21 protein-coding genes and 1 riboswitch are annotated in these 24621 nt (G+C 35.7%); of the genes, 11 read left to right on the top strand and 10 right to left on the bottom strand.

Annotated elements, in window-relative coordinates; all coding sequences use genetic code 11:
* Positions 1–93 precede the first annotated feature (93 nt).
* Positions 94–567: a nucleoside deaminase gene (locus H7F21_RS04735; RefSeq protein ID WP_185788063.1), complete on the bottom strand. Its 474-nt coding sequence runs from the start codon at positions 565–567 to the stop codon at positions 94–96.
* A 331-nt stretch (positions 568–898) separates the two neighbouring features.
* Positions 899–3514, bottom strand: a complete 2616-nt coding sequence (locus H7F21_RS04740; protein ID WP_185788064.1) for a leucine-rich repeat protein — start codon at positions 3512–3514, stop codon at positions 899–901.
* Positions 3515–3782: 268 nt separating this feature from the next.
* Here H7F21_RS04740 and H7F21_RS04745 point away from each other — a divergent pair, with 268 nt between their 5' ends.
* From H7F21_RS04745 to H7F21_RS04770, 6 genes are all read left to right on the top strand, one after another.
* Positions 3783–5444, top strand: coding sequence for an alpha/beta fold hydrolase (locus H7F21_RS04745; RefSeq protein ID WP_185788065.1), 1662 nt, complete (start codon positions 3783–3785; stop codon positions 5442–5444).
* 189 nt (positions 5445–5633) lie between these two features.
* Positions 5634–6002 carry a hypothetical protein gene (locus H7F21_RS04750; protein ID WP_185788066.1) on the top strand — a complete coding sequence of 123 codons (369 nt, stop codon included), beginning with the start codon at positions 5634–5636 and terminating at the stop codon, positions 6000–6002.
* A 34-nt stretch (positions 6003–6036) separates the two neighbouring features.
* Positions 6037–6600: a YceI family protein gene (locus H7F21_RS04755; protein ID WP_185788067.1), complete on the top strand. Its 564-nt coding sequence runs from the start codon at positions 6037–6039 to the stop codon at positions 6598–6600.
* Positions 6597–6995 carry an OB-fold protein gene (locus H7F21_RS04760; protein ID WP_185788068.1) on the top strand — a complete coding sequence of 133 codons (399 nt, stop codon included), beginning with the start codon at positions 6597–6599 and terminating at the stop codon, positions 6993–6995. The genes H7F21_RS04755 and H7F21_RS04760 overlap by 4 nt, the downstream gene beginning before the upstream one ends.
* A 2-nt stretch (positions 6996–6997) precedes the next feature.
* Entirely contained in the window at positions 6998–7843 is an 846-nt protein-coding gene (locus tag H7F21_RS04765) for a DUF5777 family beta-barrel protein (protein WP_185788069.1), read from the top strand.
* Positions 7843–8118 (top strand): cation transporter, encoded by a 276-nt coding sequence (locus tag H7F21_RS04770; protein WP_185788070.1) that lies wholly within the window; start codon positions 7843–7845, stop codon positions 8116–8118. Before H7F21_RS04765 ends, H7F21_RS04770 begins: the two co-directional genes overlap by 1 nt.
* A gap of 121 nt (positions 8119–8239) precedes the next feature.
* Here H7F21_RS04770 and H7F21_RS04775 read toward each other — a convergent pair whose 3' ends face one another.
* The 5 genes from H7F21_RS04775 to H7F21_RS04795 form a co-directional block, all read right to left on the bottom strand.
* Positions 8240–9694, bottom strand: coding sequence for a membrane dipeptidase (locus H7F21_RS04775; protein WP_185788071.1), 1455 nt, complete (start codon positions 9692–9694; stop codon positions 8240–8242).
* A gap of 97 nt (positions 9695–9791) precedes the next feature.
* Positions 9792–10799, bottom strand: a complete 1008-nt coding sequence (locus H7F21_RS04780) for an alpha/beta fold hydrolase (RefSeq protein ID WP_185788072.1) — start codon at positions 10797–10799, stop codon at positions 9792–9794.
* 9 nt (positions 10800–10808) lie between these two features.
* Positions 10809–11261, bottom strand: coding sequence for an OsmC family protein (locus H7F21_RS04785; protein ID WP_185788073.1), 453 nt, complete (start codon positions 11259–11261; stop codon positions 10809–10811).
* 83 nt (positions 11262–11344) lie between these two features.
* On the bottom strand, positions 11345–12643 hold the full coding sequence (locus H7F21_RS04790; protein ID WP_185788074.1) for an O-acetylhomoserine aminocarboxypropyltransferase/cysteine synthase family protein: 1299 nt from the start codon (positions 12641–12643) through the stop codon (positions 11345–11347).
* Between the two features lie 120 nt (positions 12644–12763).
* Positions 12764–12888: riboswitch (SAM riboswitch) on the bottom strand.
* A 102-nt stretch (positions 12889–12990) separates the two neighbouring features.
* Positions 12991–14538, bottom strand: a complete 1548-nt coding sequence (locus H7F21_RS04795) for a hypothetical protein (protein WP_185788562.1) — start codon at positions 14536–14538, stop codon at positions 12991–12993.
* Between the two features lie 147 nt (positions 14539–14685).
* Here H7F21_RS04795 and H7F21_RS04800 point away from each other — a divergent pair, with 147 nt between their 5' ends.
* From H7F21_RS04800 to H7F21_RS04820, 5 genes are read left to right on the top strand one after another with little or no spacing between them, the layout of a single operon-like run.
* Complete coding sequence (locus H7F21_RS04800; RefSeq protein WP_185788075.1) at positions 14686–15861, top strand: 2-isopropylmalate synthase; 1176 nt, start codon at positions 14686–14688, stop codon at positions 15859–15861.
* Entirely contained in the window at positions 15862–17247 is a 1386-nt protein-coding gene (leuC, locus tag H7F21_RS04805; RefSeq protein WP_185788076.1) for a 3-isopropylmalate dehydratase large subunit, read from the top strand. It begins immediately after the preceding gene.
* Positions 17247–17837 carry a 3-isopropylmalate dehydratase small subunit gene (gene leuD, locus H7F21_RS04810; protein WP_185788077.1) on the top strand — a complete coding sequence of 197 codons (591 nt, stop codon included), beginning with the start codon at positions 17247–17249 and terminating at the stop codon, positions 17835–17837. Before leuC ends, leuD begins: the two co-directional genes overlap by 1 nt.
* A gap of 8 nt (positions 17838–17845) precedes the next feature.
* Positions 17846–18964, top strand: coding sequence for a 3-isopropylmalate dehydrogenase (gene leuB / locus H7F21_RS04815; RefSeq protein WP_185788078.1), 1119 nt, complete (start codon positions 17846–17848; stop codon positions 18962–18964).
* A gap of 5 nt (positions 18965–18969) precedes the next feature.
* Positions 18970–21552 carry a phosphoenolpyruvate carboxylase gene (locus tag H7F21_RS04820; RefSeq protein WP_185788079.1) on the top strand — a complete coding sequence of 861 codons (2583 nt, stop codon included), beginning with the start codon at positions 18970–18972 and terminating at the stop codon, positions 21550–21552.
* 104 nt (positions 21553–21656) lie between these two features.
* On the opposite strand, the gene H7F21_RS04825 is transcribed toward H7F21_RS04820, so the two are convergent.
* From H7F21_RS04825 to H7F21_RS04835, 3 genes are read right to left on the bottom strand one after another with little or no spacing between them, the layout of a single operon-like run.
* The gene (locus tag H7F21_RS04825; protein ID WP_185788080.1) at positions 21657–22952 is read right to left on the bottom strand and encodes an ammonium transporter; all 1296 of its coding nucleotides are present in this window, start codon (positions 22950–22952) and stop codon (positions 21657–21659) included.
* Between the two features lie 6 nt (positions 22953–22958).
* The gene (locus H7F21_RS04830; protein WP_185788081.1) at positions 22959–23297 is read right to left on the bottom strand and encodes a P-II family nitrogen regulator; all 339 of its coding nucleotides are present in this window, start codon (positions 23295–23297) and stop codon (positions 22959–22961) included.
* A 21-nt stretch (positions 23298–23318) separates the two neighbouring features.
* Positions 23319–24320 (bottom strand): outer membrane beta-barrel protein, encoded by a 1002-nt coding sequence (locus H7F21_RS04835; protein ID WP_185788082.1) that lies wholly within the window; start codon positions 24318–24320, stop codon positions 23319–23321.
* Between the last annotated feature and the right edge of the window lie 301 nt (positions 24321–24621).

Here is a 24621-nt window from a genome sequence, read left to right on the forward strand (position 1 = left end):
TTTTTTTGGAATTTTGTATCGAGAAGCTTTTAACCTAAGAGAAGGTTCTCGATACATTTCTCGCTCACTCGAAACACTCGAACTGACATACATTTAATACTCTGTCTTATCTTCTTTCTTAGTCCATTCGTTAAATGGTTCTAAAGCAATCTCACGAGCTAGTTGCTCGAAAGGAATACTTCGTTTCTCATAAGGTAATGGAATTTCTTTATAGATAAATTCATCATCGAAACCAATGTTGGCGGCATCAGTTTGGTCGCTTCCATAATACACTTTATTTGGTCGTGCCCAATAAATAGCACCTAAACACATTGGACAAGGTTCACAAGACGTATAAATTTCACAACCGTCTAATTGAAATGAATCTAAATTTTTACACGCGTCCCTTATTGCTGTGACTTCAGCATGTGCTGTTGGATCATTGGTTGAGGTCACTTTGTTATTACCACGACCTACGATTTTTCCGTCTTTGACGACCACGCATCCAAAAGGCCCTCCTTCATTATTATTCATGCCTTTTAAAGCTACGTTAACAGCTTCTTTCATGAATTGTTCTTTATCAGTCATAAGGTATTATAGTTGTTTTTATGTTTTACGTGTAGTTATTGCAATTTAGTTAATTTAAAGTTTTTGAAGAATTACTTTTTTATTTATAAAATAAAAAGCCACCTAAAAGGCGGCTTGTAAAAAATACATATAATATTACTAACTTAAATTTATGTATTTACATCTAAATAATATCATTGCTCTTAAGTAGTAGCACTATCAGAAGCGTGTAGAACAGAAAAATAAAAATCTCTAGTTTTTTATGTTTTAAGTATTTCACATGCTTGTATTTTTTTTTAATAAAGGTAAAAGCCATCCGAAGATGGCTTTTTTTGCAACAATTACTACTAAATTATTGCTTAATCACTCGAATTGTTTTGGTGATGCTATTAACAGTTACCTTAACAAAATAAGTTCCGCTTTGTAGATGGGACATATCTAGTTTGCTATTTAAGCTATGAGGAGTAGTTGATAATACGTTTTGCCCTAACATATTATACATGACTACGGTATCAATATTTTGCTTTGCGTTTAATGTTAAGGTGTTTTTTACAGGGTTTGGGTAGTAAGTAAATGCTGAATTACTAAACTCATCAATAGATAAGGTAGCACAACTTACTATAGCCTCCCAACCTGTTTCCTGAACTGAACCATCAGAATCAAATACTATAGTTAAAGCACCCGAGGGATCCGTAGAAGTAAAAGTATCACCAACGCTAAGTATACTAGATGTTACTGGTGTTACATCACCACTACCACTTTCTTCTCCGCAGAGTGTTTGGGCTAAAACAGGAAAGGTGTTATCTGGGCCATCATATATGGTTAAAAAATCCCAACATCCATCTTGTCCACTTCCACTAGTACTTACCTCAATATCTACATATGTAAAAGTTATAGAGACGAATTGTCCTGGTGAGTCTGGCAAAATGGTCGTAGAATAGAATTCATTGATAGAATAGTTTCCTGAGCTTCCGCCAGTGTCTAAAAATATACCGCCACATTCTGGTGGTGTTGGTAAAGTACTAAAAGAGAAAGGCCCTACCCAAGCAGATGTACCATCAGTATCACAATCTGCCTGTACAAAAAACTGGTATTGATTGTTGGGTGCTAAACCCGTTGCTGAAAATGATGGCGTTGTAAGCCCTGTAGCAGAGGGTGTTCCTGTTGCGGTTTCACCAGCTGTAATATCTAGAAATTCTATATTATATAATGTAGCAGAGTCGTTTTCTATCCAATTTAGATCTGCTGAAGTATCCGTAATATTTGATGCGGATAGATTTGATGGTCGAGGACAAGTTTCTAAAGTCTTAAATGAAATAGGTCCTGACCAAACCGATATATCACCGCCACAATTTGCTCTTACAAAAAAAGCATAATCATTATCTTGGGTTAGACCAGTAGCTGAGAATGAAGGATTAGTTAAACCAGACGCTGTTGGTATACCTGTTGCTGTTTCACCAGCAGTGATATTAAGTAATTCTATATCCCATAGAGCAGCAGTTCCATTTTCTGTCCAGCTTAAGTCTGCTTGCAGATCAGTAATGTTATTTGCGGCTAAATCGCTTGGTGGCAGACAAGATGGTAATTCATCAAAGGCCACATTATCAATAGCGATATCGCCTTCAAACTGGCCTGCACTCGTGCCTCTAAAGGTTATAGAAATGGTTTGACCTGCATAAGCAGACAAATCGATCACAGCGAATTCCCAACCTATAGTTGCACTAGTTTGTTGTTCACCAGATAATGAAAACACGTTATCCGTATCATTAACCAAAACATCTAAAGTACCTATATCACTGCCAAACATATGGTAATTAAAAGTTAAACTAGGTGAAGTTAAATTGCTTAAATCTACTAGTGGCGAAACTAAATCCGTAATGTCTCCAGCAACACCAGCAGAAGCTTCAGTGTAGAAGTAATTACCAGTAGTTATAGATGGGTCTGGACCTGTATCGCTTGATCCAGTATCTGTACCTGGTGCTGCTTCCCAAAAATAATCGCCACCAGAAGCAGACCAACAATTTCCTTCTGTAAAAGCATTATTTGCTGTTGTAAAGGTTTCAAAATCTTCACTGTAGGGTGCTGTAAAAGCCGCACAAAACGTCGTAAAGTTAAAAGGTCCTGCCCAGTCCGATACACCGTCTGTACCACAATCTGCTCTTACCAAAAACGCATAGTCGTTATCTTGATTTAAACCAATAGCAGAGAATGATGGATTGTTTAAACCAGTCGTAGTTGGTGTTCCTGTTGCAGTTTCACCATTAGTAATATCTAATAGTTCTATGTCCCAAAGTATAGCCGTTCCATTTTCTGTCCAAGTTAAATCTGCTGAAGTTTCTGTAATATTTAATGCCGATAAATTACTTGGTGGAAAACATGCTGTTTCTGTAATTGAGTTAAAACCTATCCAACCTGCATCTGTGTAGGCTTGAGCTGTGCCCACTGGGATAAATAAATCCACAGCGTTAAAGCTGCTTCCAAAAGTAGTTGTTCCTATGGTAGCTGGTGTGGTACCTACGGCTATAACTGTTGCCAAAGGATTCGCTCCAAAGCCACTCTGTCCTATAGATATCATAGTGCTTGGAATGGTAATATCTGTTAGGCTATTAAATCTAAAAGCTCTTTGAGCAATAGTTTCTAAACCTTCTGGAAGGTCAATAGTGGTGAGTTGATTTTGATCAAAAGCAAAGTCGCCAATGCTTTTTATCGTTGAAGGAAGGTCAACACTTGTAAGATTTGCAATATTAAAAGCATTGTTTCCAATAGAAACTACAGTGAATGTATCTGTGCCATCTGTAGCCGTTTCGGGAATCACTAAGTCCGACGAGACACTAGTACCACCTGTAATTTGTACTTCATTAGGATTAGTGGACGTAATTGTGTAATCAAGTCCATTATCCGTGAAGGTTTGCGCAAAACTTATTGTAATGCATAGAAAAGTTAATAAAGTAAGTAGTTTTGTTTTCATTGTAGATTTTTTATCAATTATATAATTGACAAAATTAGAATTGACGGCTATTGAGAGTTAAGATTAATACGGCAATATCTTGTACTTTTCCGAAATTAGATGTTACTTTTCCGTCACGGATATTAATTTTCCGACATCATAAAAAATCATTGTATGTATATCTTGTAAGCTATTTTACTTTTTATTTTTAATTTCTTGTGGTATTTTTAAAGGATATATTGCTGCTAAATTGTTTAATTAGTAATAAAGCATTTAAGCTATACTTTTTATGAAACCCAATACTAAATACGCAAAAAGCGGAGAGGTGAATATTGCATACCAAGTTTTTGGTTCTGGTGCGATTGATTTGGTATATATCCCTGGATGGATTTCTAATATCGATTTAATGTGGGCTTGCCCAGAGTTAGTCAATTTTTTAAATGAGTTAGGAAAAATAGCAAGAGTTATTCTATTCGATAAGCGAGGCACAGGTTTGTCTGATCGTGTTTTGGGCTTTCCTACACTTGAAGAACGCATGGATGACATCAGAGCAGTAATGGATGCAGTAAATTCGGAAAAAGCAGTTTTGTTTGGGCATTCTGAAGGAGGCTCTGTATCTGCATTGTTTGCGGCAACGTACCCCAATAGAACCATATCCCTTATTGCTTTTGGAATTTTTGCCAAGCGTATTTATTCTCCTAATTACCCTTGGGCACCAACGAACGAAGAACGCCAAAAGGTGTATGACATGATTGAAAAAAGTTGGGGAAGTGGTGATATGAATCTAGAATCATTGGCGCCTTCAAAGGCTAATGATAAGGTATTTATGGATTGGCTAGCTAATTATTTTCGCTCTGGAGCTAGTCCTAGTGCCGCGCTAACACTAACAAAAATGAATACCCAAGTAGATATCATTGATATACTGGGTTCTATAAAAGTACCTACTTTAATACTACAGCGTACCAATGATATTGATGTAAAAATCGAAGAAGGGCGTTTTATAGCAGAGCGTATTCAGGGAGCAAAACTTGTTGAGCTTGAGGGTAACGACCACTTGTTTTGGGCTGGCAATACCCAAGAGGTTCTAGAGGAGATGAAATCCTTTATTCTTAATGTAAGACCAAAATTAGTTTATGAAAAACAACTATTTACCATAATTGTTGGACGTTTAATCTCCTTAGAAGCCAATTCTGCATCTTTGCGAAAACATATTAATGCTTGTGTAAAACGGTTTAGTGGTAACGCAGTTCAATATAACGAGGAAACATTTACTGTTACCTTTAATGGGCCAAGTAAAGCCGTACTTTGTAGCATTGATTTAGTGGAGATGATTCATAGTTTAAATGGAAAACTAAATATTGGGATACACATTAGAGAGTGTTATGCAGATCATTGTATAAGTAAGGAGACAGAGAATTTAGCGACATCAATCCTTAAACAATCTCAGCCTAACCAAGTGCTGTTAACACAAACTGTGAAAAACTTATTGATAGGTGTGAACTTGAATTTTGCAATTTTTAATACAATTTTTGATGTGGTATCTGGAGACTCTATTTTATTATTTACGGTGAGTAAAAAACATAAACCGAATAAACTTCTCAATGGTGTCGAAAATGATAAAATCGTCCAATACGATTCGTTCTTAGAAATCGTAGTCCAAGTGATTAACAAGAATTTAAGCAATGAAGAATTTGGTGTGGTAAGCCTTTGTCAAGACATTGGTGTTAGTGAGAGACAGTTACAACGTAAGCTAAAGGAAATTACTCAAAAGTCTCCTAATCAATTAATTTCATCAATTAGATTAAACCATGCAAAAGAACTTTTATTAAGTACCTCTTACACGATTTCTGAAATTGCTTTCAAAACTGGGTTTTCTAATCCTTCTTACTTTTCTAAGTGCTTTAAAAAAGAGTTTAGCATCAACCCATCGGACTTAAAACTCAAACAATAGTTCCATTTTTTTTATCTAATGTCGGAATAGTTACAGTGTAGCTCTTTTAAGCTTTTCTAATGTCGGAAACTTTCAAGCTTTTGGCGCAATAGTTACAGGTCTGTGGTAAGTACGCACATTATATTTGTCTCTAGATTTATACGCAAGTATTTAAGCTTGTAGCATTGTCAAAATTTTTAAAAAACAAAAATGAAAGCAGGTAAATTAATTATAACAGCATTATTTGCGATTTGTATATATAGTTGCAGTTACGATAGTGAAAGTGACTTAATAGATGCCGTTGATCCTATTGATCCCGATATCATAGTTACTTATGTCGATAATGTCGAAGCAATAATCCAAAGTGCTTGTATTGGTTGTCATTCTGATCCTCCAGTAAACGGTGCGCCAGTTCCTTGGGTAACTTATGATCAGGTCAATCAGAGAGCAAATGATATTTTAAATAGAATGAGTCGGCAAAGTGGAGCGCCAGGGGCAATGCCACCTTCAGGACGATTGCCTCAGTCTACTATAGATATTATGGAGCAGTGGATTGATGATGGAAAACTAGAAAATTGATAACATTTAGATTAAAATAATTGATATGAAGATTATGAAAAAAAATATTAAGCAATTCGTATTGTCCTTAATTGTATTGCTTAGTGCGTCAAGTTTATTGAGCGCTCAAGGCAAATACATCGATAAAAAGGGAAAGATCACTTTTGAGGCTTCGGAAGAACTTTTTGAACCTGTAAAGGCAACTAATGCTTCAGTAACGGCAATATTTAATTCTGAAACAGGCGAAATAGCTGCCCTAGCGCTTATGAAAGGGTTTAGGTTCAAAAATTCTTTAATGGAAGAGCATTTTAACGAGAATTATATTGAATCTGAGACTTATCCGAAAGCCACTTTTAAAGGCAAATTAAAAGATTTTGATTTCTCGAAAATAACTGAAAATAATACCGAAGTAATTGTAAATGGGAAAATAGAATTACGTGGAAAAGAAAAAGAAGTAAGCACAACTTTAATAGTTAAAAAGTTTGAGGGGTCAATAATCATTCAGGGGTCATTTAAGGTGACTCCTGCTGATTTTGATATTGAGATTCCAAGTGTCGTAAAAAATAAAATAGCGAAAGAAATAATTGTTACAGTAGATTTTAATCTCAGTCAAAAATGAAAAGAAAAAAAATAATAGCATTACTATCTATTTTCGTCCTTATCCTAGTGGCCTTTTTTGTTTATGATTATACCTTTAATAGTAAGCATAGAGATATTGCCAATGAAGAGGCTACTGTGGTATTATCAGCTGTAAATTTATTTAATGATTTTCAAAAAGATGAAGCTGTAGCTACGACCAAATATCTAGATAAAGTAATAGAAATAAAAGGCTCTGTAAGTGCAATTGAAGACAATGCCATTGTCTTAAATAATCAAATTCAGGTAGGTTTTAATATTGGAGAAACTCCGAAATTAACAAATGGTACTGCATTGACCATTAAAGGAAGATGTGTGGGCTATGATGAGTTACTGGAAATGGTAAAAATTGATCAAGCAACAGTAATAAATAAGTAATAATGAAATACATATATCTATTAATTTTTGTAATTCCAACATTGGTTTTTTCACAAGACGATTTGTTCTCTGAAATAGATGTTACTGTAGAGGAAGACTATAAAAGCGCTGCTTTTAAAGGATTAAAAATTGTGAACTTTGAATCCACCAAAATGATATCCAAGAAAGAGCTCTATTTTGTGGTGTCGCATAGATTTGGTTCTATAGAAACAGGTTTCAAAGATTTCTTTGGACTGGATCAGGCGGTAACTCGACTAAATTTACTTTATGGGATTACGGATGCTATTAATATAGGTGTGTCAAGAAGTTCGTTTAGGCAAATTTATGAGTCTTCTTTAAAGATAAGATTATTAAGAGAGAAAAAAGGAGGTTCGCCATTTACTATCGTTAGCTCTAGTAATATTTTAATTAATACATCTTTGGATGAGGATATACTACCTGGTTTGGAGTTTAAGAATAGATTGGGTTATACTACGCAGTTATTGATCTCCAAAAAGTTTAACGAGAACTTCTCATTACAATTAATGCCTACATTTTTTCATGATAATTATGTAGATGTGGACGAACAGCATAATTCCCAATACGTTATTGGTTTTGGAGGGAGACATAAATTGACAAAGCGTCTATCTTTTAATTTTGATTATGGATTGCACTTAAACAGAGCAGAAAGTTCTCCATTTGTAAATCCACTTTCTATTGGTGTGGATATTGAAACAGGAGGACATGTATTTCAGTTGCATTTTACCAATGCGCAACCGATGAATACTAATGGGTTCTTGGGACAAGGTACAGGTGACTGGAGCGATGGTAATATTTTCTTTGGATTTAATTTGTCGAGAGTATTTTAATGAATTTAAAAGAACAAATAATTTCAAACGCCAGAATAGAGGTACAACAAAGCTTTTGTGATTTTTGCTCAATAGATATTAAAAAGGCACTTCAAGAAATTGAGGCAATAAAGAACATTAGATTATACCCAAAGGACTCAATTGTAACGTTTAATTTTACTAGTCCGCACAAACTATCCACGGCCTTAAATACTTTGTCGGCTATAGGCTATTGTGAGAAAGGTGAAGTCGTGGATAACAAAAATGTAGACATAAGATATTGTAATTGTAAATAAGAATATTAGTTTAGTTTTTAATAGTTGATTAATGAAAAAAAAGGAGTTTTAAGGGACTCCTTTTTTTATTTTAATCGATGTGCCATTGTTTGTTAAGGATGTCGAAGTATTTCTATTGGTATTATTTGAAATTACTTTTCAAAAATTCGTCTATATTTTTAACTAGTAGTCTATCTATAATTTCTGAAGCAGAAATCTGATTTTGAATTTGTAGGTTCGAACCATTTTCTTTTAAATAGTTCTCAGCTTTCTCTATCAGATAAGGTTTCACATCATTAATGTTCTCGGCCGTCCAAAGACCTTTGATAGGATTCACGATACCATCGAAATCAGAGCCAATAGCGACTGTTTCCCAACAAAAAAGTCCATTTTTATCTAGAAGTTCTGCAATATGCTGCATCTGATTCCAGATTAATTCTGTTTTGTTTCCATAGCGTCGCTCTTTACTTGGCCAATAAATTCTAGAGTTTCTGATAGCGCGTTTGCTACCAATACGTCTTTCATCCAATTGTAGTCCGAAAATTCCTTTTGATTTTGCTATCCTCAGAATTTCAGAATCGTAGAAGTTAATATCTGTATCATTAAATTCCCTGCTTAGTTTTGAATCTGAAACATTCCATTCCACAATAGAACGCTTGCCATTTAAAGCGCCATGGCTTACTATAATTGGAATATTTTCATTGGCATATTTGGTTTCCAACAGGTTATAATAAGTTTTTCGAGAGGCTGTACTCATGTGTTTTACATCTATAAGTATGCGCCTACCATCAGAATTATCCAGTAACTTATCTATGACCTTAAAGCCTAGTTCTGAAATATCGACATCCAATCCTCGGCTTTGCTGTTTTTTTATCAATCCAATACTAATACTTCTGGCATGACCGCATATTTCGTTATAAAAATGATGCGCTAATGTGACGAAAAAAGGTTTGTGTTCCCAGTTTTTAACAGTTTCTATATTTCGCAGAACACTAGCCTCATCCGCTATGTTTTTATCCCTGTCCAAACCTGTTTCAAAAGCATGTGCACCCTCAATGGAATTAACCAAGCTGATTATTCTTCTGTCATTCGAAGAGGTGTTAATGTTATTTCTGATATCTGTATACGAGTTGACGAGTCGGTAAGTGAAAGTAATATCATCAATAATTTGAGCTCTATTATCTAGCTGTAAATAATAGTTGTATTCATCTTTTAAATCCTGAAAATAGCTACTATGATTTCGAAGATTATCAATGCGTTTTTGGCTAACTCCTGCCGCTAGATTTACTAATATGTCTGGAATGAACTTAAAGCCTAACATCTTTTCTTTTAAAAAATGCTTTTCAAAAGGATAAAGTGATATTACCACAACATTGCAGTTGGCTTTTGCCAAAGTAGTCATATCAGTTTGTGTGAATTTAGTTAAGGTTAGTAATCTACTGACTTGACGCTCTAAAAAATTGGGAGGACTATAATGCCATATCGAATTTTTCCTACCACTATTCAATCTATTTTGTTTTTGTGGCTTATACTTAAAACTCTTTCCGTAGGGCTTTAAGGAGGGGTGGCAATGTAGATCGATATAGGACGGCTTCATACTTCTAAAATACGGAATATTATAGAATACTAGGATATCACTAAAAAAAAGCCCGGTTCAATAGAACTGGGCTTTTCAAGATTAATAGCACATTAACTTAGGCGCAATACTTGGATATGGGAACAAATGCATCACAGTTAACTTTAAAGATCGGTTTCAAGAACCTTGCCAATTGATCAAATTCTATTAAAAAAGCGTCATGACCATGGATGGATTTAATTTCATAAATGGTAACATTGTCTTTCACACTCTTTAATTCCACATATGTATTCCAGTTTTCTTCGGGTTTGAAAAATAAATCCGAATTAATAGTTACTAGATGTATGGACGACGATATCTTGGTGGCGACTTCCAAAAAATCACCTCGGTCTGCGGTAATATCAATTGTTCTCAAAACTTGATTCATCATTTTATATGCCGATATATTGAAACGATTGGTCAAGGTCTCACCATGATAGTTTAACCACGATTCAATATTAAAAAGCGTTGTATCCTTTTTTGTTCTCCCAAACTTTTGAGTCAAGGATTCTGGAGTTCGATACAAGGTCATAGCATGCATTCTGGCATCAGCTAAGGCATTTTTCGAGTGGTTTAAAATTGAATCTTGAATATGGCAATTGGCAATTAACCAGTCCGTGGATTTCCAATCGGTTGCAATAGGAATCAAGTGCTCGATTAAATTTGGTCGCAACGCAGCCAATTCCCATGCAAGACCTCCTCCTACAGAGCCACCAATAGCAGCATAAAGAGCATCAATCTTTAACTCCGTTAATCCTAATGAAAATATTTTGGCGATATCTCTAGCGCTAAAGTCCTTGTAATTTTTTATTAAATGGTCACTGTTATTGTCGAAGCCATTTCCAGGAATATTAAAAGCGAGGATCGTATAGTCATTGGTGTCTATACACTTATTATCGCCAATTAAATCATTCCACCAGCCATGCTCTCCAATTATAGTTGAATTGCCTGTAAGTGCGTGTATCACTAAAATTATAGGTGCTTCGCCAAGAGCAACGCCAAAGGTTTGGTAGGACAACGAAATATCGTTTGTCCTACCAGTTTTGGTTTTATAATCTGAAATGGTAATGTGCTTTAAATTACTCATTTTAATAAATCATAAGGTTCTATACTCTTTCTCTACAGCGATAGAGACTGGTGTATTGTTTTGAAGGTTGTCTCTTACTGGGCAACGATCTTCAACAATTTGCAACCATTGGGTCAAAGTCTCAATACTGGCATCGGTATCTGGAATTAGATGTAGTTTAATGTTTTGAAATCCTGCTCGCTCTTTGTTTGACGTTCCCAAGAAACGATTTGGATTCAACTCACCATTGACTTCAATTTTTAGGCTATTTATCTTAAAGCCTAATTCCTTTGCCACAGTATGTCCTACAACATTAATACATCCCGCAAAACCTGCAAGAATGTACTCAACAGGATTAGGATAATCATCTGTGCCGCCCAACGCTTCAGGCTCATCCACAGTTAATGTGAATTGCCTTGTGCTTCCTATGAATTTTGTTTCAGAAGAACTTTCTCCTGAAACACTAAATGTTAAATTACTCATCTTTCTGTTTTTTTATTTGAAGATTATAAACAGATGCCTCCTGTAAAAAAGACACCTGTTTTACTAAACAACATGTTTAAAGGCTAATTTTGAACTGCTTTCTGCTGTCTAACAACAGCAAAGGCTTCTTTTAAATCGGCTTTTAAATCTTCAATGTTTTCAATTCCTACGGAAAGACGAATTAAATCTTTTGTTACCCCTGTGCTTTCTTGCGCTTCGTCACTCAATTGCTGATGTGTCGTACTTGCAGGATGTATGATTAGTGATTTGGTATCCCCAATATTAGCTAACAATGAAAATAACTTAGTGGTATCTGCAATGGTTTTTGCAGCATCATAGCCACCATCAACACCAAACGTAACGATACCACTTTGACCATTTGGTAAATATTTATTTGCGAGATCTTTGTATTTACTCGTTTCCAACCCAGGATAGTTTACCCAATTAACTTCTGGCTGCTCTTGCAGCCATTTAGCCAAGTTTAGGGCATTTTCACTATGCTTTTTAATACGTAGTTCTAAAGTTTCTAGACCTTGAATAATCTGGAATGCATTAAACGGACTCAATGCACCTCCATAATCCCTAAGGCCTTCAATTCTGACTTTAGCAATAAAGGCAGCCGCTTCTAATGCTTCGCTATAGACTAAACCATGATATCCGGCAGAAGGTTCCGTGAATTCTGGGAATTTTCCATTGGTCCAGTCAAAAGTACCAGCATCAATAATAACGCCGCCTAGTGCTGTTCCATTGCCATTGATGTATTTTGTTAATGAGTGGATGACGATATTAGCACCATGCTCAATAGGATTCAGCAGGTAAGGCGTAGCTACTGTATTATCTACGATGAGCGGTACCTTATAAGCTTTCGCTTCTCTAGAAATAGCTTCAATGTCTAGGACGTCTAGTTTTGGATTTCCTAAAGACTCAATAAAGAATGCTCTTGTGTTTTCCTGAGCTGCTTTATTAAAGTTTTCTGGATTTGAGGGGTCTACAAAAGTGGTGGTAATACCATGTCTAGGCAAGGTAACACTCAAGAGATTGTAAGTACCCCCATACAAACTGCTCGACGCTACAATATGATCACCTGCTTTAAGCAATGTCAATAAAGACGTCGCTATCGCTGAGGTACCAGAAGCGGTAACTACAGCTGCAATACCACCCTCTAAAGCAGCTAAACGCTGTTCTAGAACGTCGTTTGTTGGGTTGTTGATTCTTGTGTAAATGTTACCAGTTTCTGCCAACGCAAAAAGATTGGCAGCATGGTCAGAATCGTTAAAGACATAAGCCGTCGATTGATAAATTGGGACTGCTCTTGTTCCTCCATTGTTTTGGACATCATGTCCTGCGTGCAACGCTTTTGTTGCAAATTTTTGTGTACTCATTTTTCTAAGTTTTTTGAGTTAAAATAAATTAAACCAAAAGCCAAATAAGCTTCGTGAGAAGCGTACCTAATAGAAAAATGTTAAAAAGAAAATGCTAATTACAGATGGGTAATTAGTCTTTGGTTATCTATCCGAATTTGCGAAAAATGACTCGCGCACTCAAGTAGAATTTAGCACCTACTTAGTAAATCTAAGGGTTGCTAAGGCTTCATAGGGTCTATTCCCTCCACCTTTCTTGATAACATTTCAGTAAGTTTTTGAACTTTGTGAATACAAATATTGCATCACAAAAAATTAAAAACCAAATTTATTTTAATTTTTATGCTTTTTTTATGAAATCCGAAAAATTAGTTCGCATATTTTGTCAAATACTTAGTTTTTATGATTTCGCCAACGGATTTGTTTTCAATTTTGCTTTCTAGCCACGAGATGACGTCTAGATAAAGAAAGGCGCGTCGCTCGAAAGGGTGGTCTTCGTAAACCTTAAGTCTTTCCAGTAAGTCTTTAAAAGCATTTTTTAAGTCATGTGGATAAATATCTTGTAATCCACGAATGAATTTTATCATTTCTTTCTGCACTTCGTGCAAGTCATTCATTTTGATCAAAAACTTGTAGGTACTTCGTAAAAGTGTCTCTAAATGGTAATCTAATCCTGCTTCATAGTGTGCAACAAGATTTAGGACTCTAGAGAAACACAATAAATCTTCGCGCATGGATAGCGATTTGTTTGAAATGATTTTATCTAAATATTGAATGCATGCCTTGTTATTTCCAGCACCAAAATGCAAACTTGCAAATTTATAGTAAAATACCATTTGATGGTGAGGGTCTATACGATTTTCAAATAAAACAAGTTCTTTTTCAATGTGAGGGATAAGAGCTAAGCCATCTTCAAAACTACCATCTATAAAATATTGATTGATGCTATGGAAATTGGTGTAAAGAAAAACTAAGGCTGATACATTTTCGTCTTTTATAAATTTAGAATTATCAACTGTGGCTTTCAAATCCGCAAGCTTCTTTACAAATTTAGGTTTGTTTCTTATAAAGTAAATGGCTTCTAAAAGATAGTTGTTGCCTTTTAAAAAGAAAACGGGATTTACATTGATCATTTTTGGATTTTGATAAAAAAGATCTACCCATTTTGAGGCATACCTATAGCAATTCAAAAAATCCTGAAGTAAAAAATTATACCATAAATGTGCCTTGTAATACCAGAGTTTTTCTCTAAATCCTATTTTTTTGTTCTTGATTTTAGGAAGTCTGTCGTTAAAATATTTCGTGACGATTGCTCCTTCTTCTTCATTTTTAACATAACCAGTTTTAAGGATGATGCTATAGAGTTGAAGTGACAAATTTGAAAGCTTGCTAGCTATAAGGTTCTGTGCACTCAAATCACGAGCTTGTATTGCCAATTCATCAGCTCGTGTGCTAATACTTCTGGTTATATATTGAGATTCAATAATCTTCTCTAGTTCAACGATTTCAAAGGCGAGATTTTTTTCTTCATTGGTAATGGCTAATTCTTTCGCTTTGTCTAAGATTTTCAGACTCTGTTTGTAAAGCCCTTTGTGATATAAAATGGATGCAAAATCAAGCTGTTCCCTTATCTGTGAGCGTACGTTCTGGTGAGATGGATTTAACTTTAAACTTATAAGAATTTGCTTGTACAAATGGGCCTTTACATTAGCAAGTTGTTGTTTTTTTACAATACCACTTTTTATAATTGAGGCTTCATTATAGGTTTTCGCCTTGTCCAGTAAGTTAAATAGGTTTAAAAATTTAGAGTCAGTATTCACGCCCAGCCTTCCAACATAAAGCTTGAATTGTCTTTTCTCGGATTTTGTCAATGATTTAACAAGCGAAAATAAGTTGTCTTTTTGGTCCTTAGTTATCAAGGGAAAATAATTTTATTAGTCTGAAAATCAATTAATTATTATGTAAAATTAAGGTTGAACATCGTAATTCTATAATTAAAGGCAATGATGTAAAGAATGTGAAAACCTAACTTCGTTAGACAATACTAATCTTTATTTTGTTAAATGTCAAATAACACTATTCAAATATTCGATACAACATTGCGTGATGGTGAGCAAGTTCCAGGCTGCAAACTAGATACCAAGCAAAAAGTTCTCATTGCTGAGCAATTGGATACACTAGGTGTAGATATTATCGAGGCAGGTTTTCCGGTATCGAGTCCAGGTGATTTTAAATCGGTAGAGGCTATTTCAAAAATAGTCAAAAATGCCACAGTTTGTGGTTTGACACGTTCAGTGGAAAATGACATTAAGGTGGCTTCCCAAGCATTAAGGTTTGCAAAAAGACCAAGAATACATACTGGTATTGGTACGTCGGAATCTCACATTAAGCATAAGTTTAAGACTACGAAAGAAGATATTCTTGAACGGGCTTATGCCGCCGTAAAATATGCAAAATCATTTGTTGAAGATGTAGAGTTTTATGCAGAGGATGCAGGTAGAACGGATAACGAATATTTGGCAAGAGTTTGTGAGGTAGCAATAAAAGCTGGAGCTACTGTTTTAAATATTCCTGATACTACGGGCTATTGTCTCCCGAGTGAATATGGTGCAAAAATTAAGTACTTAAAAGAAAATGTAAAAGGTATAGAAAAAGCCATTTTATCATGTCATTGCCATAACGATTTGGGCTTAGCTACTGCAAATTCTATCGAAGGCGTTATTAATGGTGCTAGACAAATTGAATGTACCATCAATGGTATTGGTGAACGAGCAGGTAATACGGCATTAGAGGAAGTTGTCATGGTGTTAAAACAGCATCCATATCTCAATTTAGATACTAACGTAAATACATCCATGCTCTATGGAATGAGTCAATTGGTAAGTGATAGTATGGGTATTTATACGCAACCAAACAAAGCCATTGTTGGAGCCAATGCATTTGCGCACAGCTCAGGTATTCATCAAGATGGTGTAATTAAGAATAGGGAAACTTATGAAATTATAGATCCCAAGGATGTTGGTGTCACTGAATCTGCTATCGTTTTAACTGCAAGAAGCGGAAGAGCAGCTTTGGCATATCGAGCTAAAAAGGTAGGTTATGAGTTAACGAAACTTCAGTTAGACGATGTTTATGCTAATTTTTTGACGTTTGCCGATAGAAAGAAAGAGATTGATGATAATGATATTCATCAAATTATCGAAACCAGTAAAGTATATCAACAAATAATTTCAGCTTAGATGTCAAAAAGAACATTGTTTGATAAGGTCTGGGATTCTCATGTAGTGAGCACTATAGAAAACGGCCCTCAGATTTTATATATAGATAAACATTTGATCCACGAAGTTACAAGTCCGCAAGCTTTTAATGAATTAGAAGATCGCGGAATTCCTATTTTTAGGCCAGATCAAATTGTGGCTACTGCAGACCACAATACGCCTACATTGAATCAAGATCAACCGGTTAAGGACGCGTTGTCCAGAAAACAGTTAGAACAATTATCAGAAAACTGCCAAAAAAACAATATTACATTATTTGAGTTAGGACATGAATATAATGGTATTGTGCATGTAATGGCTCCAGAGTTAGGAGTGACCCAACCAGGTATAACCATGGTCTGTGGGGATAGTCACACCTCAACACATGGTGCTTTCGGAGCCATTGCATTTGGCATAGGCACAAGTCAGGTAGCTCAAGTTTTTGCAAGTCAGTGCTTATTATTGACTAAGCCAAAGAGTTTGAGAGTCAATGTTAACGGAAAGCTCCAGAAAGGCGTATTGCCTAAAGATGTCATTCTTTACATTATTTCAAAGCTCGGTACCAATTCTGGAACAGGATATTTCTGCGAATATGCAGGGAATGTGTTTGAGGATATGAGTATGGAGGGTCGTATGACAGTTTGTAACATGAGTATCGAAATGGGAGCACGTGGCGGCATGATCGCACCAGATGAAACTACCTTTGAATATGTTAAAGGACGAGAGTTTGCGCCTAAGGGAGAAGCTTTTGAAGAGAAAGTAGCCTACTGGAAAACACTACCAACTGACGAAGGTGCTGTGTTTGATAAAGAATATCATTTTAATGCAGAAGATATAGAGCCAATGGTCACTTATGGCACTAATCCTGGTATGGGAATTAAAATTTCTGAAACTATACCTGTTGAAGACAATCCGTCATTCAAAAAGTCATTAGCTTATATGAATTTTGAAGCTGGAGAAAGCTTAATTAATAAACCAATAAACTTTGTCTTTATCGGAAGCTGCACGAATTCTAGAATTGAAGATTTTAGAGTTGCGGCTGATTTTATAAAGGGAAAGAAGAAAGCGGATAACGTTACGGCTTGGTTGGTGCCAGGAAGCAAACAGGTAGAAGCTCAAATAATAGAGGAAGGTTTGAAAACTGTTTTTGATGAGGCAGGATTCGAACTACGTCAACCAGGTTGTTCAGCCTGTTTGGCTATGAACGATGACAAAATTCCGCAAGGCGAATATTGCGTGTCAACCTCTAACAGGAATTTTGAAGGTAGACAAGGTCAAGGGTCGAGAACAATTTTGGCAAGTCCTCTGGTCGCTGCCGCCACTGCCGTAGAAGGTAAAATCATTGATATTACAAAACATTTAAATTAATGGAAAAGTTTATGACATTGCGATCGACTGCCATTCCTTTAAATATTGAGAATGTAGATACAGATCAAATCATACCAGCGCGCTTTTTAAAGGCTACTGATAAAAAAGGATTTGGAGATAATGTTTTTAGGGATTGGAGGTACAATAAAGATGGTAAGGAAAATTCAGAATTTATTTTAAACAAGCCAGAATATTCAGGCAGTATTTTAGTCGCTGGAAATAATTTTGGTTGTGGATCTAGTAGGGAACATGCGGCTTGGGCAATAGTAGGTTATGGCTTTAAAGTTGTGGTATCCAGTTTTTTTGCAGATATCTTTAAGGGTAATGCATTAAACAATGGACTGTTACCCGTTCAAGTTTCAGAAAGGTTTTTGAGTGACTTAATGCAGAGAATTGCGTCCAATCCACAGACGGTATTGGAAGTGGATCTTCAAAAGCAAACAATTTCCGTAGTAAATTCGGATCTTTCTGAGCACTTCGAAATAGATGCTTACAAAAAAACCTGTATGATCAATGGATATGACGACATTGATTATCTTATAAATAATAAAGAGTTAATTGAAGCTTTTGAAGCTCAGAAAATATATTGATAGAGTAGATGGAATTAAATATAGCAGTTTTATCTGGAGATGGTATTGGTCCCGAAGTGACCAATCAAGCAATAAAAGCTTTAAACGCTATTGCGCTAGAGTTTAATCATAATTTTAAGTTCAAAACTGCCGATGTAGGTGCGGTTGCCATTGATAATTGTAATGACCCTTTGCCCAAAGACACCTTGAGTTTGTGTAAAACTAGCGATGCTATTTTATTTGGGGCTATTGGTCATCCGAAGTATGATAATAATCCATCCGCGAAAGTTCGTCCAGAGCAAGGTCTTCTAAAGCTACGAAAAGAGCTTGGTTTATATGCTAATATAAGACCAGTAAAAGCATATCAAACCCTATTGGACAAATCGCCATTGAAAAAGCATATTATTGAAGGAACAGATATCAGTATCTACAGGGAATTAACTGGTGGTATCTATTTTGGAGAAAAGTACTTAAGTGAAGATGAAAATGTAGCTTCTGATCTGTGCATGTACTCACGCGAAGAAATAGAACGTATAACACATTTAGCTTTTAAAGCAGCTCAAAATAGAAGGCGTAAAGTAACGTTGGTCGATAAGGCAAATGTTTTGGAGAGTTCTAGGCTTTGGAGGAAAGTAGTTACAGAAGTTGCTAAAGATTACAAAGATGTCGAATTGGACTTTTTGTTTGTGGACAATGCGGCTATGCAGATGATTTTAAACCCCAAACAGTTCGATGTTGTTTTAACTGAAAATATGTTCGGCGATATTATTAGTGATGAAGCCAGTGTCATTGGAGGATCAATAGGGCTGTTGGCTTCGGCATCAGTTGGTGATAAATATGCCATGTTCGAACCTATTCATGGTTCTTTTCCTCAAGCTACAGGAAAAGACATTGCCAATCCCATAGCATCAATTTTGTCTGCGGCAATGTTATTAGAACATTTTGAATTATTCAATGAGGCGAAACTGATAAGAATGGCTGTAGAGAAATCCTTAAAATTGGATATTACTACGCCAGATATCAATACTAAATACGATAATATAACTACAAGTAGAGTTGGTGAATTTATTGAGGATTTTATTCTTAATCCTAATGACACGAACATGAATTTCACAAACATCCATTTAGGGCAATCTACAATCATATAATTTAAATGCCAACACAACCAAAACTTACAAGATTCAATCAAAACGTATTATCAAAGTATCAGATATACAATAGCATCTTTGTAACATTGCCTTTTGATACTATAACACGAACAGGTACCTTATTGCCACTTTTTCATGCAACATGCGAGAAAGGATATGCCAATAAAAATGACCCAACAGCGATAGTTGAAACCTTCTTTAAAAAGTATCAAGCACGACGATCACCTCAGAGTCAGATTGATTTGTTGTTTCGTTTTATTCAATATATAGAGAGACAGGTGGTGTTGTTTGATGCCATTGAAGATGCTGCTTTTCCAGTTGTCAATAATATGGATGGTATCGGTACGCTCAGAAGTTTAAAAGAGTCTGTTACCAAGGAAAAAAAAATAGACACCTTAAGGCAGTACTTGGAAGAGTTTAAAGTTCGTATTGTGCTAACAGCACATCCAACACAATTTTATCCAGGTTCAGTGTTAGGTATTATTACAGATTTAACGGAAGCGATTCGAGCTAATGATTTGGTTAAAATAACTGATTTATTAGCGCAATTGGGTAAAACCCCATTCTTCAAGGACAAGAAACCATCTCCATATGATGAAGCCGTAAGCCTAATCTGGTATTTGGAAAATGTATTTTATAAATCCTTTGGAACTATTTACGATTACATTCAGCAAAATATATTTGATGGTGAGCAGATTGAAAATGATATTATAAATATTGGATTTTGGCCAGGAGGTGATCGTGACGGAAACCCATTTGTTACGCCAGAGATTACGCTCAATGTTGCTAAAAGACTAAGAGCAACAGTTATCAAAAATTATTACAGGGATGCACGTCGATTAAGACGAAAGTTAACATTTGAGGGTGTTGAAGAACGTATTGTGGTTTTAGAGACTGAGCTTTGGAAAATTATTACGAATCAAAACTCGAACTTAACAGCAGAAAATTTTGCCTCTGAATTAGAGGTGATCAAAAACGTACTCATTAAAGAACATCAGTCTTTATACTTATCTGAAGTCAATAGTTTATTGAATAAAGTTCATTTATTCGGATTCCATTTTGCCAACTTGGATATCCGTCAAGATAGTCGAAAGCATGCTCAGTTTTTTAATGATATGGTCGATGCTCTATTAGAGAGCGGAAGTGATATTTTTCCTAAGAATTATCACGATTTATCAGACGAAGAGCAAGTAAAATTGTTGTCTAAAATTAAAGGAGAAGTTGACTTATCACTAATTAAAGATGAAGAAACCTTAAAGGCGCTAAATACCATGAAAGCTATTAGAACTATTCAAGGTACTAATGGCGAGAAAGCGGCAAATAGATATATAATTAGCAACAACCAGACAGCTCTAAATGTTATGCAGCTTTTTGCAATGCTGAAACTGGTTGCGTTTCATGATAAGTTAACTGTAGACATTGGACCTTTGTTTGAAACAATTACCGATTTGGAAAATGCGCCTGCAGTTATGGAAGAGTTATACACTAATCCTGAATATGCTAAGCATTTAAAATCTCGTGGTAATAAACAGACGATAATGCTAGGTTTTAGCGATGGTACTAAGGATGGAGGTTATTTAATGGCGAATTGGGCAATCTATAAAGCCAAAGAAGCTTTAACAGCTGTATCCAGAAAGTTCGATATTAAGGTTATTTTCTTTGATGGACGTGGTGGTCCACCGGCTAGAGGAGGCGGTAAGACACATAATTTCTATGCATCTCTTGGTCCAACGATTGAAGATAAAGAAGTGCAATTGACTATACAAGGCCAAACGATTAGTTCTAATTTTGGAACTTTAGAATCTTCCCAGTACAACTTAGAACAATTAATTAGTTCTGGTATTCACAATAGTATCAGTGATAGGGATTTGAGCATGACTTCAGAAAACAGAGAGGTAATGACCGATTTGGCAGAACGAAGTTATAAAACCTATTCAGATTTTAAGGCGCATCCAAAATTCATTTCATATTTGGAGCATATGAGTACGCTGAAGTATTATGCCAAGACAAATATTGGAAGTCGTCCATCTAAACGTGGAAAAGCTCAAGGTTTAGTATTCGAGGATTTAAGGGCTATTCCTTTCGTGGGATCTTGGAGTCAATTAAAGCAAAATGTACCTGGATTTTATGGTGTAGGTACGGCTTTAAAGCACTACGAGGATTCAGGGGAATTTGACAAGGTTAGAAATCTCTACAATACGTCAGATTTCTTTAAAACATTAATAGAGAATAGTATGATGTCATTATCAAAGTCATTTTTTGATTTGACGAGATATATGTCCGAAGATCCTCAATACGGCGAATTTTGGACCATTATTTATAACGAATATGAAACTTCAAAACGGCTTATACTCAAACTTACTGGTTACAAGGAATTAATGGAAGAAGAACCAGCGGGTAAAGCATCTATTGCCGTAAGGGAGTCAATAGTCTTACCGTTGCTGACCATTCAGCAATATGCATTAAAGAAAATTCAAGAACTTGAAAAAGCAGGTGTGAAACCGGACGATGAGGAAATGAAAGTTTATGCAAGCATGGTAACACGCTCTTTATTTGGTAATATTAATGCAAGTCGTAACTCGGCATAAGCATATATTTTAAATTCTATAAATCAAAAACCCTCTAAGCAATAGACTTAGAGGGTTTTTTACTAACAAAAGGATTTAACTAATAGGTCAAATTCATAGCAATATTAATGCTCATTGAGTCTAAAATCTGGATAGGCATCCATACCATGCTCATGGGCATCAAGACCTTCTAATTCTTCGCGTTCAGAAACTCTTATACCAATGGTTTTCTTAAGGACAAAAATGATTAGAAATGATGATACTATACATATGGCAGCATAGGCTAAGACGCCATAGAGTTGAGGTAAAAACGATAAGCTGTTAGCCGCTTCAGATACCGTGGCGACCACCTCGCCATTAGCGTTTAAGAATTCACCTGCATCATTAGTGGTGGCGCTAAATCCAAATATACCAACGGCCAGTGTTCCCCAAATACCGCAAACTAGATGTACGGCAATAGCGCCTACAGGATCATCTAATCTTAATCTATCTATAAAACTAACAGCAAAAACAATAAGCGCACCAGCTATGGCCCCAATTATAATGGCATCAGTTACTGACATGACATCAGCACCAGCTGTAATGCCAACTAAACCTCCGAGGATACCGTTTAAAAACATGGTAAGATCCAGATTTTTAAACATTACACCAGAAACAAGAGCCGAAACAACACCGCCTGCCGCTGCAGCCAAGCATGTAGTTACTAATGTCAATGACGTCAATCCAGGATCGGCAGATAAAACAGAACCTCCATTAAAACCAAACCATCCTAACCAAAGTATTAATACTCCAGCCGTTGCCAGAGGTATATTATGTCCAGGTATGGCTTGAGGTTTCCCATCTTTGAATTTACCAATTCTCGAACCTAGTAACCATACTGCAATCAAAGCTGCCCATCCACCTACTGAATGCACTAATGTAGATCCTGCAAAATCATAAAATCCGAGTTGGTCTAAGAAACCGCCTCCCCATTTCCAGGAACCTGCAATTGGATAGATTAATCCAACATAGATGACCGTAAAAATCATAAATGGACCAATTTTCATGCGTTCAGCGACAGCTCCAGATACAATGGTTGCAGCTGTAGCGGCAAACATACCTTGGAACAAGAAATCTGTCCAGTAGGTATAACCTCCATTATAATCTAGATCTAATGTTCCGGCTTCAGTAAGTGGAGAATCTAATCCGAATCCAGCAAAACCTAAAAAGCCATTAAACTCTCCAGGATACATTAGGTTGAATCCCACTAGGCAATACAATAAAAGACCTACCGTAATGATAAAAATATTTTTGAATAATATGTTAATTGTATTTTTTTGACGTGTCAAACCGATTTCTAAAAATGCAAAACCTAGGTGCATAAAGAAAACCAGTGCTGTACAGATCATCATCCATACGTTATTTGTAGTTAGTAATTCCATAGTTGATTATTTTAAAGTATTTCCTCCTTTTTCTCCTGTTCGTATTCTGTAAACTTCCTCAATGTGCGAGACGAATATTTTTCCATCACCAACATCTCCTGTGGCACCAGCATCTAGGATGGCTTTAATGGTCACTTCTTCGAAATCGTCATTAACTACTATTGATAAGTAGCGCCTTTGGATATCGCTCGTACTATAGGAAACACCTCTGTAAACATGTCCCTCTTTTTCGTTGCCAAGACCTGTGACATCCCAGTAAGAGAAAAAATTAACACCAACTTCATGCAGTGCTGTCTTGACTGCAGAAAATTTGGATTTTCTGATAATCGCTTCAACTTTTTTCATTGTATTTATTATTAGTATTAGTTAGAAAGTAAAAATAGCAGCTAAAGTAAATGCAGCTAAGTTATCTGTTGCTTCACCATCATTATCTAAATAAGGTTCGTTATTACTCCAGGTATCTAATCTTATTTCTGGTTTAATAATAAGATTATTTACAGTGTAACTTCCAGTTAAAGTGGTAGCAAAAACACTCGGTAGGTCATCACCATCTCCGTGTAACGAAAAGTATTCTCCTCTTAAGCCAATAGCGAAAGATTCGGATGTTGTATATTGGGGATATAGTGCTGCGCCGTAAAAACCTTCGCCATCATTATCGTTATAAGCCGCATTAATGCCTAAGAAGAAATCTTCAGAGAGATCAAAGCCTCCGGTATAGTCTATTTCAAATCCTAATCCTCCATTATTGCCACTGTCATAATATAAATTTAAGTATTGGTCTTTATAGCCTAATTGCGCACCATAGGCATACTCACCAGTAGTAGAAGTGTCGTTAGTGTCCCAAGGGTTGGTAATAGCTAACATTAAGCTAAGATCGTCCGAAAGAGCGAAATCAGCTTTTAAACCGAGGTGAGAAAATGGACCACTAGAAAATAGGTAAGATGTGCTGTAGTTAAAATTAGCGGCAGGAGCGATGACTTCATAGCCTAAAAATGTGTTCCATCTACCAAAAGTTAAGGTCGTATTCTCAGATACATTCCAGTAGGCATAAGCTTGGTTGACAATACCATCGACAATGTCAGAGTTAAAGGTAGCGCCTTCACCTCTTGGTCCGGTTACTAAATCTAATACCGCACCTACTTTCTCCCCTTCATAACTAAAAATAAGATTTCCCATACCTAGTGCAAATCCTGTCTGGTCTGCAAAAGCAGTTCCAAAAGTTGGCTGTGTATCATCTGGTGATGTGATAAATGTTTGAAAGTATGCATCAACACTTCCGCTTATCGTGAGTTTCTTTTCTTTTTCTTCCTCTTGTGCATATAATCCAAATGCAACAAAGAGTATTGATAACGTCATAATTTTTTTCATAAGTTCCAAAGTTTTTAAATAGTTAGTTCGGGTATAAAACTATACTTTTTTGATATATACCCATTAAAAAATAGGGCATAACAATTAACTTTTATCAATATTTTATTTTTACCCCTTAAAATTTTAGGGTTGATTCTTTTTTTTGTTATTTTTTGTGAAATTGATAATTCAAAAATTCAAGATTTATCAAAGAAAAGGTGGTATTAATGGTGATTTTTTATTCAAAAGCCATTTCCGAAAACGTTTTCGTAATATTTAACACTTTTTAATAAAAAATTTTCTGTTGCTGTATCGTTAATTT

The organism is Winogradskyella flava, from assembly GCF_014243395.1.
Classification (GTDB): domain Bacteria; phylum Bacteroidota; class Bacteroidia; order Flavobacteriales; family Flavobacteriaceae; genus Winogradskyella; species Winogradskyella flava.

Excerpts from the sequence above, each read along its gene's own strand:
- H7F21_RS04745 (WP_185788065.1), top strand. The coding sequence starts at position 3,783 with ATGAAACCCAATACTAAATACGCAAAAAGCGGAGAGGTGAATATTGCA.
- H7F21_RS04750 (WP_185788066.1), top strand. The coding sequence starts at position 5,634 with ATGAAAGCAGGTAAATTAATTATAACAGCATTATTTGCGATTTGTATA.
- leuD (WP_185788077.1), top strand. The coding sequence starts at position 17,247 with ATGGAAAAGTTTATGACATTGCGATCGACTGCCATTCCTTTAAATATT.
- H7F21_RS04755 (WP_185788067.1), top strand. The coding sequence starts at position 6,037 with ATGAAAAAAAATATTAAGCAATTCGTATTGTCCTTAATTGTATTGCTT.
- H7F21_RS04735 (WP_185788063.1), bottom strand. The coding sequence starts at position 567 with ATGACTGATAAAGAACAATTCATGAAAGAAGCTGTTAACGTAGCTTTA.
- leuB (WP_185788078.1), top strand. The coding sequence starts at position 17,846 with ATGGAATTAAATATAGCAGTTTTATCTGGAGATGGTATTGGTCCCGAA.
- H7F21_RS04820 (WP_185788079.1), top strand. The coding sequence starts at position 18,970 with ATGCCAACACAACCAAAACTTACAAGATTCAATCAAAACGTATTATCA.
- H7F21_RS04825 (WP_185788080.1), bottom strand. The coding sequence starts at position 22,952 with ATGGAATTACTAACTACAAATAACGTATGGATGATGATCTGTACAGCA.
- leuC (WP_185788076.1), top strand. The coding sequence starts at position 15,862 with ATGTCAAAAAGAACATTGTTTGATAAGGTCTGGGATTCTCATGTAGTG.
- H7F21_RS04830 (WP_185788081.1), bottom strand. The coding sequence starts at position 23,297 with ATGAAAAAAGTTGAAGCGATTATCAGAAAATCCAAATTTTCTGCAGTC.
- H7F21_RS04800 (WP_185788075.1), top strand. The coding sequence starts at position 14,686 with ATGTCAAATAACACTATTCAAATATTCGATACAACATTGCGTGATGGT.
- H7F21_RS04740 (WP_185788064.1), bottom strand. The coding sequence starts at position 3,514 with ATGAAAACAAAACTACTTACTTTATTAACTTTTCTATGCATTACAATA.
- H7F21_RS04785 (WP_185788073.1), bottom strand. The coding sequence starts at position 11,261 with ATGAGTAATTTAACATTTAGTGTTTCAGGAGAAAGTTCTTCTGAAACA.
- H7F21_RS04760 (WP_185788068.1), top strand. The coding sequence starts at position 6,597 with ATGAAAAGAAAAAAAATAATAGCATTACTATCTATTTTCGTCCTTATC.
- H7F21_RS04780 (WP_185788072.1), bottom strand. The coding sequence starts at position 10,799 with ATGAGTAATTTAAAGCACATTACCATTTCAGATTATAAAACCAAAACT.
- H7F21_RS04765 (WP_185788069.1), top strand. The coding sequence starts at position 6,998 with ATGAAATACATATATCTATTAATTTTTGTAATTCCAACATTGGTTTTT.
- H7F21_RS04835 (WP_185788082.1), bottom strand. The coding sequence starts at position 24,320 with ATGAAAAAAATTATGACGTTATCAATACTCTTTGTTGCATTTGGATTA.
- H7F21_RS04775 (WP_185788071.1), bottom strand. The coding sequence starts at position 9,694 with ATGAAGCCGTCCTATATCGATCTACATTGCCACCCCTCCTTAAAGCCC.
- H7F21_RS04790 (WP_185788074.1), bottom strand. The coding sequence starts at position 12,643 with ATGAGTACACAAAAATTTGCAACAAAAGCGTTGCACGCAGGACATGAT.
- H7F21_RS04770 (WP_185788070.1), top strand. The coding sequence starts at position 7,843 with ATGAATTTAAAAGAACAAATAATTTCAAACGCCAGAATAGAGGTACAA.